Raw genomic sequence first — 13,748 nt, forward strand, 5'->3', positions numbered from 1 at the left:
GTCAACAACTTTTTATAGCGCTTTCATCCCAGACTGAGAATATCTGAAGCAGACAAGGTTACCCTAAAAGTCACAAGCACTTGTTGAATAAGACATTGAAATAGCAGGATCAACCACTTGGGATAAACGCGAAAAAGCGCTTCAGTTCATCAAAGAACTTGAAGACAATCAGGACAGACCGATCTCTCCCGATTTAAGGAAAACCTCGATCATCTGACCTTATGAACAGAAGGCTGCTCAGACATCGTATTTAAGCAATTTGACTTCGAAAACGGGCTGTGCGGGTTTATTGTTTATATTGAAGTTGAACAAATACAGGACAACGCCTTCCGTCCTTTCTTGAGGCATCTGACAGATCAAATTGATGAACATGAGGAAGCGCTGCAAAACACTCTATCGATATCAAACGTAGCGGCAGAAACGAGTGTAAGCAAAGTGGCTGAATCCATCATTGAGGGAAACGCGGTTTTGTTTGCAGACGGGCATTCAAAATGCCTGATCCTTAAAATAAAAGGTGGGCAAAGAAGAAGCATTGAGGAACCGATCACAGAATCGATCATCAGAGGATTAAGAGAGGGGTACCGCTCTTGTGCGCTTTCGCGTCAAAACGCTTCAGCTAAAAATGATCTCTTTTAAAATCGGTACATTGCCTTGGCCTATATTGACGGGATTGCTGATCCAAAGGTCATTGACAAAGTGAAAAAAGAAGCAAAAACATCAAGATTGATGCCGTGTTAGAAAGCGGATATATTGAAGAGTTTATCGAAGACGACACGTACTCGCCTTTCCCCAGCTGCAATACACGGAAAGACCCGATACCGTCGCCGCCCAGCTTCTAGAAGGCCGATTTATCATTTTTCTGTTTTCTTTCTATTTCCTGTTAATCAACGCTCATGATATAGGTTTTTTCATCAATCTGATTCATATTTTATTTCTCCCGAACACCAATGGCCGTTCTTGGCGGCGTCATTATTTCTGCAGTGATCTGTATTGCCAGAGAAGGAAAAGAAACGTTGAACAGAATGGCGCGGCTCTTTTTAGTTCCATTCGGCACCTTGGCCTTGTTCCTTCCGTTTACACTTGCCGAACAAATTGAGCTGCAAAATGTAACACCGGTCTTTGAAGGACCGATCCAATACCTCCAATCAGTTTTGATGCCTTTGGGACGATGGAGGTATTGATCATCCTTCCGCTTCTCTTCTCAAGCTGGAGCATCCCGCTGAAACACACCATTATCGCGATACTGCTAGGAGCTTTATTGCTAGCGGTGATGTCCCAACCTGACATCTACTTTTTTTGATCCGGCCTATATGGTGATCAGGCATATCCGAATTACTGATTTTTTAGACCGTTCAGATCGCAGCCTTGCGGATCCCCGTCATTATGGTGAAAATCGCAGGTGGTATACGGGCTTTCCTTCTTACATTCAACAATTGAGGTAAAAGCTATGTACACACCGACCGGCATGTTTTCTCTAGTATGCAGCTTTTGGTTTTTCCAAAACACAAACCATCTGATCGACTTTAACAGAGTCAAACCGGTCATCAATGTGTTCATTTCCTTTTTGCTGCCTTTGCTCATTTATCTATTTGTCAAAACGAAATCGCTAGCCGGTGCGAGGGCAAAACACTAAGAGTTTTTGGTTTCTTTTGTCTGATAAACAGCATTCTGTTTGGTTTTTCCTCTGTCTTTCAGGTAGTACTGTTCAGATGTGAAAAACTCGGTATATAGTGCTTTTACCTTTCTGCTCAATAACAGCAGCGCAATCACATTCGGAACGACAATAAAAACTAATGCTAAGTCCAGAAATCCCCAGATGGCTTTTGCTCCGCCTGCGGCCCCTATGATAATAGCCGCTAAATATACGATTTTGATCACATGTCCTGCCAGCCGTCCGAACAGAAATTCAGCTTGCTTAACGCCGTAAAAAATAACAACCATAATGGTCGATATCACAAAGAAGACAAGGGCAATCGAGACGAAGTACCCTCCGCCGGAACCGAAATAGTGCTGAAACGCAGCCGTTGTCAGTGCTGCCGGGTCATTTGAGGCATTTCCTCCTGTCCAAACACCGGATGTAATGACGATAAAAGCCGTGGTAGTGCAGATGATCAAGGTGTCAATGACAATGCCGATCACAGACCAGAACCCTTGCCTCACAGGGTGATCAGTCATGGCCGCCGCATGTGCAATCGGCGCTGTTCCCATTCCGGCTTCATTAGAATACAGCCCGCGGGCAAAGCCCCAGCGAACGGTTTCAGCCAGCGCAGCACCTGCGAACCCTCCAACTGCTGAAGTTGAGGTAAACGCATTCGAAAAGATAAGAGAGAAAAACGCCGGCACCGCTGAAAGATTCGTGAGAAAAATCAAGAGACCGGCCCCAACATATGCCCCTGCCATAAGAGGCACGATGAACTCTGTTACTTTTCCAATCCGCTTTACCCCTCCTATCACCACTAATCCAATCAAAAACGCAATGCCGATTCCCGCATATATTTTATTGAAAGAAAACGTTTGGGCAAGAGAGACTGAAACCGAATTCCCCTGAACCATAATGCTCGGGATCAGCTCCACGATCAGCGCTACAGAGAAAAATACGCCGAGCCATTTCATGCGTAGCCCTTTTGTTATGTAATACATCGGTCCCCCGACAAATTCCCCCTGCTCATTTTTTTCTCTGTAATGAACAGCAAGCACACTTTCAGAAAACTTAATCGCCATGGCAAATAAGGCAATAAACCACATCCAAAAAACCGCTCCGGGACCGCCAAACATAATAGCGGCAGGCACACCTACAATATTCGCCGCACCGATTGTTGAGCTGAGGGCTGACGTCAATGCCTGAAGCGGTGTGACTGTGCCCTCTCCCTTCGGCTTCTTTCCTACGCTGCCGATCGTTTGCTTGAAAATGTATAAAGGATAGCGAAATTGAAAACATTTCAGCAAAATGGTGAAATACAATCCCGTACCCGTCAGCAAGATGATTAGCGGCGGCCCCCACAGCCAATCAGATATACGTTCTACCCATTCTAATAGTCGTTCCATCCCATCACCCTTTTTTCGTTTATGAGTCATTTCCCCCACGACGGATAAACATAAACATTTTAGACAGAGACCATTGGAACATAAAGAGGATGGCTTTTATCAATCACCATCCTTTTAGACAAGACAAATCAGCTGGAAGAAGGTCTGTTTCGTCCAAGCCGGTCATATACTTTATTCTTATAAAAAGCGGATGCTGGCTTTGAAAACATGCCTTTTTTGCCGACAAGCTTATCAAGCATCATCTGCTTTTCAGTTTTTTTTCTGATTAATTGTTCCCGTTCTTTTTCGTCAAGACACTTTGCGATTAAATGGTCGATGGTCATGAGTTCTTTTTTGAGCGCGCCCTCGTCCTCTGCCATCCCCGCATTTTTTAACATACGGTAGCTCATGCGGAGCGATTCCGGCAAGTGTGCCGCGTCATCCTTCGGCAGCGGTTTTCCCATTCCCGGCAGGTTTTCAAATTCTCCGTCTTTGATGGCGCGCTTTATTTTATCTTCAGACACAATATGGGAAAAATCCATCCTTTCACCTCTTTTCAGCCATTTCCTCTATTTTACCATACAGTAGCCATCGTTCCATTTTATTCCTTCGTTTCCACAAAGAAACCTTTTTTATATTAGGGCACTATGTAAAGAAAAACATTGATTCGACGGCGTTTTTCGCCACTTTTTCCACCAGACGATTTTCACTTTTCTAATCTGCTGATTCGTGTTATATTTGATACGTTCGTTTTTTCTATCGTTTCGCTCGAACTGTGATCGGAAAAAAGGAGTGTAACAATGAAAACATTTATAAAAGAAAGAGGACTGGCCTTCTTCTTAATCGCGGTCGTCCTATTATGGATCAAAACGTATGTCGGTTATGTCCTGAATTTCAACTTAGGAATAGACAACACGATACAAAAAATATTGCTTTTTGTGAATCCTCTCAGCTCAAGCTTGTTCTTTCTTGGCTTTGGACTTTTGTTCAAGAAAAAATTACAGCAGACAGCCATCATAGTGATTCATTTTTTAATGTCTTTTTTACTGTACGCAAACATTGTGTACTACAGATTTTTCAATGATTTTATTACAATTCCGGTCCTTATGCAGGCTAAAACAAACGGCGGCCAACTCGGCGACAGCGCATTTTCGCTGATGAGCCCGGCTGACGTCTTTTACTTTATCGATACGATCATTCTGATCATCTTGGCGATCAAAGTGAACAAGCCTGTAGAAACGTCGAGCAAAAAATCGTTCCGAATCGTTCTTGCGTCTTCGATTCTTGTTTTCCTCATCAACCTGGCAGTTGCGGAATCAGACCGCCCTGAATTGCTGACAAGATCATTCGACCGAAACTATCTGGTGAAATACTTAGGCACATACAATTTCACGATTTATGACGCTGTCCAGAATATCAAGTCCAACAGTCAGCGCGCGCTTGCCGATTCCAGCGACGTGACGGAAGTGGAAAACTACATGAAAGCCAATTACGACGTGCCGAATAACGTGTATTTCGGCAAAGCGGAAGGAAAAAACGTCATTTATGTTTCACTTGAATCTCTGCAGTCCTTTATCATCGACTATAAAATTGACGGCAAAGAAGTCACACCGTTCTTAAATAAACTGGCACATGATAACGAAACGTTCTACTTTGATAACTTTTTCCACCAAACGGGACAGGGTAAAACATCCGATGCGGAATTTATGATGGAAAACTCTCTGTACCCGCTGGCTCAAGGTTCCGTTTTCGTAAACAAAGCGCAAAACACGCTTCAATCCGTTCCGGCGATTCTGAAGTCTAAGGATTACACATCTGCTTCGTTCCACGGAAACACGCAGACGTTCTGGAACCGTAACGAAATGTACAAAGCGGAAGGCATTGATAAGTTCTTCGATTCTGCCTACTATGACATGAACGAAGAAAACACGAAAAACTACGGCATGAAAGACAAACCGTTCTTTAAAGAATCAATGCCGCTGTTAGAAAGCCTGCCGCAGCCATTCTATACGAAGTTTATTACCCTGTCTAACCACTTCCCATTCGGAATGGATGAGGGGGATACAGACTTCCCGGCTGGAGACTTTGGTGACTCTGTCGTCAACAACTACTTCCAGTCAGCCCATTACCTTGATCAGTCTATTGAACAATTTTTCAATGACCTGAAAAAAGACGGGCTATATGACCAATCGATTATCGTGATGTACGGAGACCATTACGGCATCTCTGAAAACCACAATAAAGCGATGGCCAAAGTGCTTGACAAAGATGAAATTACCGATTATGACAACGCCCAGCTTCAACGGGTTCCGCTCTTTATCCACGCTGCCGGCGTGAAGGGCGAGAGAGTTCATAAATATGCCGGAGACGTCGATGTGGCTCCTACCATTCTGCATTTGCTCGGAGTGGATACGAAAGACTATCTGATGTCCGGTTCTGATATTTTATCTAAAGAACACCGTGAAGTGATTCCGTTCCGTAACGGAGATTTTGTTTCACCGAAGTACACGAAAGTATCCGGAAAGTATTACGATACAAAAACCGGAAAAGAGCTTGAGGAATCTGAAGTCGACAAGTCAGAAGACTCCCTCGTCAAGAAAGAACTTGAAATGTCCGATAAAATCATAAACGGAGACCTGCTGCGTTTCTACGAGCCGAAAGGTTTTACGAAGGTGAATCCTTCTGATTATGATTACACAAAACGTGACGAAGATTCTTCCGAAACGTCAACGGAAGATGCAGATCAATAAGAAAAAGCGGAGAGGATGCCCTCTCCGCTTCATATTGTTGACAAAATCCTAAAACGGTTAAGTTTTAGGATTTTGTCATCTTTTCAGCGTGATTGAAAACCCTTGAATTCTAGGAAGGACGAGCATCGAAGCACAGCGAATGTCGGAATTCGTGAGCATCGACGCGCAGGACTGACAACGAATGCGAAGGTTTGTCGACACGCTGAAGCGGAGAGGATGCCCTCTCCGCTTTTTTATTTTACCGCAGCTCTCAATTCCTCCGCCGCAAATTCCACATTTGGGCCAATGATGACTTGAACCGATTGTCCGCCTGATTTGACAACCCCTTTTGCGCCTGCTTTCTTTAGCAGCGCTTCATCCACTAAAGCGGTATTCTTCACAGTCAGCCGCAGCCTTGTGGCGCAATGATCAATGGTTTGAAGGTTTTCTTTTCCGCCGAGCCCTTTGAGCATGATGTTTTCATTCACATCCTGAACGGTATTTTCATCCAGCACTTCATCCACATCATCATCTTCCCGTCCCGGCGTTTTTAAATTCAATGCCTTAATCAGCACATAAAACACAATAAAGTATACAGCCGCATAGCATATGCCTACCAGAAGCAGAAGCAGCGGCTTTTCTGCAATTCCGTAGCTGAGCACATAATCGATGGCTCCTGCTGAAAAAGAGAAGCCTGAGCGGATGCCGAGCAAGTTGACGATAAATAAAGACAGCCCGGTTAAGACCGCGTGAACAGCGTATAATAGCGGAGACAAAAACATAAACGCAAACTCAATCGGCTCCGTAATCCCTGTGATAAACGCAGTCAAGGCAAATCCGATCATCATTCCCGCCGTTGCTTTCCGTTTTGACGGCTTTGCAGTCACAACCATAGCCAGACACGCCGCCGGAAGACCGAACATCATGATTGGGAAGAAACCGGTCATATATGTGCCCGCAGTCGGATCTTTCGCGAAAAAGCGCGCCAGGTCTCCCGTCACTCCGTTATATTCTCCGAATTGGAACCAGAAAATATTGTTCAACACGTGGTGAAGACCAAGCGGTATTAACAGCCTGTTGAACAGGCCGAATATGCCAGCCCCGATGCCGCCGAGCCCCAGCATCCATTCTCCAAACGTATTAATCCCTGATTGAATCGGCGGCCAGACGGTTCCGAAGATGCCGGCTAAAATAATCGTAATAATGGCTGTTACAATCGGCACAAGCCGCCTGCCGCTGAAGAATCCCAGATATTCAGGCAGCTTTGTATCCTTGAAGCGGTTATAGGTGTAACCGGCAATTAAACCGGCAATGATTCCCCCAAACACCGCCATGTTGTTTGTTTTATCAATTGTCTTTGTCGCTGCGTCCAGCATCAGATATGAAATCGCGCCTGATAAACCCGCGGCCCCATTGCTGTCCTTTGAAATGCCGATGGCAATTCCGATCGCGAAAATGAGCGGCAGATGATCAAAAATCGCCGCCCCCGCTTGATAGACAAACGGGATATTCAATAAATCCTCTCTGCCAAGCGCAAGGATAATTCCAACCGCAGGAAGAACCGCAATCGGAAGCATAAATGACTTCCCGAGTTTTTGTAAAAATGAAAGCATACCCATCCCCCTCATACCCTTTTTTTTCAAATATACCATATAGGATATCTAGTGATCTATACCAATTTTCCCGGGGTGTTTCTTTTTTCCCAGGTCCGTGTGTTTCCTATTTTTAAGGCAGTTGTGGTAAGCTTAAAATAGATTATTTAAAAAGAAAGCGGGAATGACAGATGATTGTAACAAACGATCAAGAATTAGAAGGCCTGAAAAAAATCGGAAGAATCGTAGCGCTGGCGCGTGAAGAAATGAAACGGAAAGCAGAGCCCGGCATGAGCACAAAAGACCTTGACCTTATCGGAAAAGCGGTTCTTGATGAGCACGGTGCAGTTTCAGCTCCTGAGAAGGAATACGATTTTCCGGGTGTGACATGCATCAGCGTAAATGATGAAGTGGCTCACGGCATACCAAGCACTTCCAAAATTTTAAAAGCGGGAGATCTTGTGAACATTGACATCTCCGCTGAATTCGGCGGTTTTTATTCCGACACAGGCATCTCATTTGTGCTCGGCGAAGGAGAAGAACGCCTTCATAAGCTTTGCCAATGCGCGGAAGACGCTTTCCAAAAAGGGCTGCAGCAGGCAAAAGCAGGCAAGCGCCAAAACCAAATCGGAAGAGCCGTTTATCATGAAGCACGCTCTAAAGGCTTTACCGTCATCAAAACCCTGACCGGACACGGAATCGGCAGAAGCCTGCATGAAGCGCCGAACCACATCATGAATTATTATGATCCGTTTGATAACGCGCTTTTCAAAAACGGCACAGTTATCGCGCTTGAACCGTTTATTTCAACGAAAGCGGAAACGATTGTTGAAGCTGGAGACGGCTGGACGTTCAAGACGCCTGATCAAAGCATGGTTGCCCAAGTTGAACACACCATCGTTATCACAAAAGATGAACCGATTATCCTGACAAAACTGTAAAACACATCCCGGGCTGCCGGAAGGTTTAACCTCCTCCAATTGCAGGTAAATCATCACTATTCTGCAGGAGGAGGTATTGCAATGAACAGAGATCCAGAAAAAATCAAAATTGAAAATGAAATGAATGCGATGCATGGCGCAACAAAAGAAGACATTTTAAAAGACTTTGAGGAATTTAAAGGCTACCTGAGTAAACAAGTGAACCGAGGCAAAAAGCTGGGATTGGATGACGGCAAGCTTGTGAAAAGCGCCGCGATCCTGGGAGACTACCTCGCGAAGCATGAAGAGCCGCACAACAGTGAAGAAATGCTCCTGCAAGAGCTTTGGAGTGTTGCGGACGAAGACGAGAAAAAACATTTGGCACAGCTGCTGGTCAAATTGGTTGATAAGCAATAAAAAACAAGAGCCGGGCGCATATGCTGCCCGGCTTTCTTGATATTGTCACAGCCCGGCTCTTCCAGATATGCTACACTACTATTATGTCTGCGAAAGGAGCCTTTATCTGCATGTGGTTTATTATTTTCGGCATCATTTTTTTCATTGAAGGTATTATTATGACCGTTTATGGCGTGAAGAAAAAAAACGGGATGCTCACATATATCGGCATTGTTTTCAGCATTATGACATTGGGCGTTGTCATCATCAAACTGACCGGCCATTAAATCATACTCAGCCTTTTCTCCGCATATACATACAGAAGAAGATTCTTACAGCTAGTGCAAAAGGCTCAGTTTTTCCCGCACCTCTTTTCAGCATCTTTCCATAGATGTTACAATGCCAATCGCTTGGTAAAATCCTCTCCAGCGGGAGAGATAGGGAAAGGAGTTTTCTGACATGCATTACGGCAGTAAAGGCTGGTATGTGGCAGAATTAAAAAAGCAGGGGATCACGCACTATGAAGGAAGAAAGCTTCAAAGCTATAAAACCTATTTTCTTGCCAACCTGCTTGAAACAAAGAAAAATTGATCTTAAGAATAGTAAAGCCGCGCACGTTGTATGCGCGGCTTTTTTTCTATTCAGCCGGCTGCAGCCTGTCCCTTTTTTTCATAAAGGACGCTCTCCAGCTTTCCGACAGTGTGTCTTCACTTAAAATCCGTTCAATGGCGGCGAGGTTTTTCGCATCATGGTATTTGATACGGTTTGCGAATTGAACGGATATGTCTTTCTCGCCTCTGGACAGCAATTCAAGTTTGGCGCCGGGAGACACTCTGCCCGCTTCCAGCACGCGAAAATAAAATCCGGTATAGCCGGTTTCTTGAACCTTCATCACCATATCCTTTACGCCAAACTTTTTCGCCAGCTTTACACACGGCTGGCGCGGCTGGCTGACCTGGACAACAGCTTCATCAAGCTTGTACACATCCCCGATGCAAACGTTCTCCTCGGTCAGGCCCTTGACGGTCAGATTTTCACCAAACGCAGCGCTTGGCAGCGGTCTTGAGAGGAACTCTTCCCAAAACGGATAGTGCTCTGCCGGATAGACACAGACCGCCTTATCAGGTCCCCCATGATTGATGAGATCCGCCTGTCCGTCTCCATCAAAATTCTCCCGATACAGCATGACAGCGGAATCAGCCGGCTGCTTCATGATGCCGGTTTCGATTTTCTTTCCGTCATATTCAAGCGTCTGCGGCTTCCCGAGATTAAGAGAAAGAACTGAATAGTGCGGTGGTTTCATACGAACACATCCCCTTTACAGGTTGTAAAATGATTGATTATCATAAAAAGAAAAGGTGGTTTTTCCATGCTTCAATATCGAATCGTTGCAGACGGCCGGGTTCAAGGTGTGGGCTTTCGCTATTTTGTTCAAATGGAAGCTGACAAGCGAAAACTGGCAGGCTGGGTCAAAAACCGTGATGACGGCCGTGTCGAGATTTTGGCGGAAGGCCCGGAAAACACGTTACAATCGTTTCTTGAGGCTGTAAAAAAAGGCAGTCCTTTCTCAAAGGTTACCGACCTCTCAGTCACTGAATCCAGCAGCCTTGAAGGCCATCAACGATTTTCCATTGTTTATTCGTAAGGCTTATCCTGATAAAAGTAATTCGGCTTAACGATTGCGTTGTCATAGGAACGGTGGAAGATATGAGTGGCAGCGGATGAAATCGGCGGAATCAGCCACGTCCAGTCTCCCGTCAGCTCTCTGCCCGCTTCTTCCTCCTGTTCTTCAAACCGTTTAAACTGGCTTGCTGCCGTATGATGGTCAACGATGCTGACACCTTGCTTTTTATACGAGTGCAGCACAGCTTTATTCAATTCAACAAGCGCTTGATCCTTCCATAAATCCGTATTGTAATCAGAGGAAATGCCAATAACGGACGCCACTTTTTTGAGCTTGTTGTACCGCTTTTCATCTGCCAGGTTTCTTGCCCCGATCTCCGTGCCCATATACCAGCCGTTAAACGGCGCGGCATTATAATGAATCCCCCCGACCTCAAGCTTCATATCAGAAATAATTGGCACGCCGTACCATTTCAGATCCAGATCAGAAAACGCTTCGATGTCCGGATGTGTGATTGGAACCTCGATGACAAGTGAACGCGGCAGTTCATACCAGACCGGCTGTTCATCGCCTTTCATGCGAAAAATGAGCGGCAGCAAGTCAAAATCGGTTTGCTCTCCGCGCCAGCCAAGCTGCTCGCAGGCTGCGGTAAGGGAACGGGAAGCCGGGTCGCCGATTCTTTCTCCGCCTGACTCATAACCAGCATACCGTATCAGCTGATGATTCCAAATCTCGACTTGCTTTTCACCCTTCTCTTCCGGAGGAAAAATCGTAATGGTCGGCCTGATTTTCCCGTTATTTGTGGCGGTTTCAATGTGATGAAAAAGGGCGCCCCGCACATCCTCCTTCGTACGGACGTCACGCCTGTCGATGACATTCAGAGAATTCCAGAACAATCTGCCGATGCAGCGATTGCTGTTTCTCCAAGCCATTTTCGCTCCGTGAGCAAGCTCTTCCTTCGTATGTGTATAGCTCCCGGTCCGGTCAATTTCACTTTTTATGCTATCGAGACGGTCTTTCACTTCCTCTTCCTTTCCCAACTCCTGATAGCATGCTGCAATAAACGCTTTCGCTTCGTTCCAGAGTATTTCTTTTTCTTTCAACAAACTCTCTCCTTCAAATCGCATTCATGCTTCTCATTGTATCGTTTTTAAGCGGGAAGACAAATGGTTTCCCTGCATCTTCTTGGAAAAACAATAAAAACACCCGCGTGTGCGGGTGTCAAAGAGACGATAGGCGATTTGCCAATTCAGTTAAGTCGCTGCGAAAGTTTTTGCCGGTCATCGGTATGCCGTGCCCGGTCAGCAGCGCTTCCGGTTCAAGGCCGGCAAGCTTCTGAATGGATTCTGCTGCCGTCTCTGTATCAGGCGTAAAATAAGCCGGCGGCCCATGAAGCTCCTGTTTTTGAATCAAGACGTCCGCCATTTTCTCCTGTTCCACTGTAATGACAGCATCTCCTGCCACAAGCACGCGTCCATCCTCGCGGAATAACGAAATATGGCCGGGTGTGTGACCCGGGGTCGCGATCCACACCCACTCCTCAAGAAACGGAACAGAGCCGTCTTCCGGCAGTGCCTGTACTTGTGACGAAATATCGATAGAGTGCCGCGGAAACAGCGGCGAAAGCTTGGCAACCAGCCCGCTTTTGCTGTCAGGACGAGCCTGAGGATAATCCTCTTTACCTGTTACATAAGGCATTTCCCGAGAATGGACATAAACAGGAACATCCCAATGCTCAAGAAGCTCTTCGATTGCCCCGATATGATCAAAGTGCCCGTGTGTAAGGATAATCGCCTTGAGCTGAAAATCATCGCCAAATCGTTGTTTAGCTTCATTGACTATCATGTCGGCTGATTGAGGCATGCCGGCATCAATTAAAACAAATGAGTGAGGTTCAGAAGGCAGCTGAATAAAATAAACATTCGCAATTTGCACAGTTACGCCGTGCACTCCTTTTGCCGCTTCAAACCCCGTTCCGCTTCTGACTGAAGTCAGCGGCATATAAGGATCACTCATGAAGACACCTCCGGTATGTTGATGCCGTTAGTGTATGTCATTACGCCTGAATTATCATACGGAAATAGAGATGGTGCCTATCAATAGAGCAACAGCCGTCATGACGATGACTGCGAGAACCGCCCACTTCAATGCAAATTTTTGATGATCGTCAATAGAAACCCCGACAAGTCCGACAAGCAAATGAGTGGACGGGACAAGCGGGCTCAGCATATGAATGGGCTGGCCGATGATAGAAGCTCTGGCAATTTCCACTTTATCCACACCGTATGCGACAGCCGTTTCTGATAAAATCGGCAACACCCCGTAGAAATACGCGTCATTCGGCATCAGGAATGTGAAAATGCCGCTTGTTAAGGCCACAATCGCCGGGATCAGCCCGCCCATTTGTTCTGGAATCATAGACACGAGCGAAATCGCCATTTCATCAACCATTTTGGTGCCTGTCAAAATCCCCGTAAAAACCCCCGCAGCAAAAATCATCGAGCCAATCGCAAGCACGTTGGCGGAATGCGCCGAAATGCGCTGTCTCTGGTGCTCAAGGTTTGGATAATTCACAATCAGTGCGATGCAGAACGCAATGACAAACAGTACGGTTAAACTGACTTTCCCCGATACTAAACATCCTATCAAAGAAAGCGTTAACAATAAATTGAACCACCATAGCTTCGGCCGCTTCCACTCATCTTCAACCGCAGCTGCCGGTTCATTGGCATTGGCCGGCTGTTTCAGTTCAATGACGCCAAGGCGTTTTCGTTCTGCTTTTCCAAGCACATACGCAACCGCAACCATACAAAGCATCCCGCTTGCGATGACAGGAATCATCGGCCCTGTTAGCTCAGCCGGATCAACCCCCAGCGCACTCGCCGCCCGCGGCGTCGCGCCTCCCCACGGAATCGTGTTCATGATCCCCATGCCGACACCCGCGATGCCCGCCAGGATAATCGGCCGGATGCCGAGCAGCAGATAGAGAGGAAGCATCGCGCTTGTCGTAATCATATAAGTGGTCGAACCATCCCCGTCCAAGGCGACGAGCATCGTGAGAACCGCGGTCCCGACAACAATTTTTAACGGGTCGCCTTTGACCATGCTTAAGATTTTCCCAACCACAGGATCAAACAGTCCTGTATCAATCATAATTCCAAAATATAAAATCGCAAACATTATCATGACCGCAGTCGGCGCTACCTGCTGAATCCCAGAAATCATCATGTCCCCGACTTCAGTAAATCCAAATCCGGCGATGAGCGCAAACACAATCGGCGTCAAAACTAACGCTGTCAGTACAGAGAGCCGTTTTGTCATGATCAATGCCATAAACACGAGCATCATGAGAAAGCCTAAGATTGCTAACACATCCATTCCCCCTTAAATGAATCCGCTTACATTTCTTCTCCCTTACTCCCCTTTTTGTCTTGCCTTTTTGCCATCGTATGGGAAAACCAAT

At 46.0% G+C, this 13,748-nt stretch carries 14 protein-coding genes and 2 pseudogenes; 9 read left to right on the plus strand and 7 right to left on the minus strand.

The window, feature by feature from the left end; all coding sequences use genetic code 11:
- The first annotated feature begins 288 nt into the window (after window positions 1–288).
- The 3 genes and pseudogenes from JMN17_RS22145 to JMN17_RS13065 form a co-directional block, all read left to right on the plus strand.
- On the plus strand, window positions 289–636 hold the full coding sequence (locus tag JMN17_RS22145) for a spore germination protein (protein WP_445291681.1): 348 nt from the start codon (window positions 289–291) through the stop codon (window positions 634–636).
- 95 nt (window positions 637–731) lie between these two features.
- Window positions 732–802: pseudogene (locus JMN17_RS22150) on the plus strand (hypothetical protein); the annotation flags it as partial.
- A gap of 33 nt (window positions 803–835) precedes the next feature.
- A pseudogene (locus JMN17_RS13065) lies at window positions 836–1,633 on the plus strand (endospore germination permease); the annotation flags it as partial.
- Here JMN17_RS13065 and JMN17_RS13070 read toward each other — a convergent pair.
- On the minus strand, window positions 1,630–3,045 hold the full coding sequence (locus JMN17_RS13070) for an alanine/glycine:cation symporter family protein (protein WP_202328291.1): 1,416 nt from the start codon (window positions 3,043–3,045) through the stop codon (window positions 1,630–1,632). The pseudogene JMN17_RS13065 and the gene JMN17_RS13070 sit on opposite strands and share 4 nt — an antisense overlap.
- Before the next feature lie 128 nt (window positions 3,046–3,173).
- A complete protein-coding gene (locus tag JMN17_RS13075) occupies window positions 3,174–3,566 on the minus strand; it encodes a DnaJ family domain-containing protein (RefSeq protein ID WP_087992546.1) in 393 nt (130 codons plus the stop codon).
- Window positions 3,567–3,824: 258 nt separating this feature from the next.
- Between JMN17_RS13075 and ltaS the strand changes: the two genes are divergently transcribed.
- Entirely contained in the window at window positions 3,825–5,774 is a 1,950-nt protein-coding gene (gene ltaS / locus JMN17_RS13080; protein ID WP_087992545.1) for a lipoteichoic acid synthase, read from the plus strand.
- A gap of 233 nt (window positions 5,775–6,007) precedes the next feature.
- On the opposite strand, the gene nagE is transcribed toward ltaS, so the two are convergent.
- A complete protein-coding gene (gene nagE / locus JMN17_RS13085) occupies window positions 6,008–7,366 on the minus strand; it encodes an N-acetylglucosamine-specific PTS transporter subunit IIBC (RefSeq protein ID WP_087992543.1) in 1,359 nt (452 codons plus the stop codon).
- Between the two features lie 170 nt (window positions 7,367–7,536).
- On the opposite strand from nagE, the gene map reads away from it, so the two are divergent.
- From map to JMN17_RS13105, 4 genes are all read left to right on the plus strand, one after another.
- Window positions 7,537–8,286 carry a type I methionyl aminopeptidase gene (map, locus tag JMN17_RS13090; protein ID WP_087992542.1) on the plus strand — a complete coding sequence of 250 codons (750 nt, stop codon included), beginning with the start codon at window positions 7,537–7,539 and terminating at the stop codon, window positions 8,284–8,286.
- Between the two features lie 81 nt (window positions 8,287–8,367).
- Window positions 8,368–8,682 (plus strand): DUF3243 domain-containing protein, encoded by a 315-nt coding sequence (locus tag JMN17_RS13095; RefSeq protein WP_148963600.1) that lies wholly within the window; start codon window positions 8,368–8,370, stop codon window positions 8,680–8,682.
- Window positions 8,683–8,792: 110 nt separating this feature from the next.
- Window positions 8,793–8,948, plus strand: a complete 156-nt coding sequence (locus JMN17_RS13100; protein WP_148963599.1) for a hypothetical protein — start codon at window positions 8,793–8,795, stop codon at window positions 8,946–8,948.
- Between the two features lie 172 nt (window positions 8,949–9,120).
- Window positions 9,121–9,252: a YflJ family protein gene (locus tag JMN17_RS13105; protein ID WP_087992540.1), complete on the plus strand. Its 132-nt coding sequence runs from the start codon at window positions 9,121–9,123 to the stop codon at window positions 9,250–9,252.
- A gap of 46 nt (window positions 9,253–9,298) precedes the next feature.
- Here JMN17_RS13105 and JMN17_RS13110 read toward each other — a convergent pair whose 3' ends face one another.
- Complete coding sequence (locus JMN17_RS13110; protein ID WP_202328292.1) at window positions 9,299–9,964, minus strand: MOSC domain-containing protein; 666 nt, start codon at window positions 9,962–9,964, stop codon at window positions 9,299–9,301.
- Between the two features lie 66 nt (window positions 9,965–10,030).
- Between JMN17_RS13110 and JMN17_RS13115 the strand changes: the two genes are divergently transcribed.
- On the plus strand, window positions 10,031–10,306 hold the full coding sequence (locus JMN17_RS13115) for an acylphosphatase (RefSeq protein ID WP_087992538.1): 276 nt from the start codon (window positions 10,031–10,033) through the stop codon (window positions 10,304–10,306).
- On the opposite strand, the gene nosA is transcribed toward JMN17_RS13115, so the two are convergent.
- The 3 genes from nosA to citM all read right to left on the minus strand — a co-directional run bounded on the left by nosA (window position 10,297) and on the right by citM (window position 13,657).
- Window positions 10,297–11,388, minus strand: a complete 1,092-nt coding sequence (gene nosA, locus JMN17_RS13120) for a nitric oxide synthase (protein ID WP_202328293.1) — start codon at window positions 11,386–11,388, stop codon at window positions 10,297–10,299. The two genes, JMN17_RS13115 and nosA, sit on opposite strands and share 10 nt — an antisense overlap.
- 118 nt (window positions 11,389–11,506) lie before the next feature.
- Entirely contained in the window at window positions 11,507–12,301 is a 795-nt protein-coding gene (locus JMN17_RS13125; RefSeq protein WP_202328294.1) for an MBL fold metallo-hydrolase, read from the minus strand.
- Between the two features lie 54 nt (window positions 12,302–12,355).
- Entirely contained in the window at window positions 12,356–13,657 is a 1,302-nt protein-coding gene (citM, locus tag JMN17_RS13130; RefSeq protein ID WP_087992535.1) for a citrate transporter CitM, read from the minus strand.
- Between the last annotated feature and the right edge of the window lie 91 nt (window positions 13,658–13,748).

This window comes from Bacillus sp. RHFS10, assembly GCF_016757475.1.
In the GTDB taxonomy this organism is placed as follows: domain Bacteria; phylum Bacillota; class Bacilli; order Bacillales; family Bacillaceae; genus Bacillus; species Bacillus subtilis_G.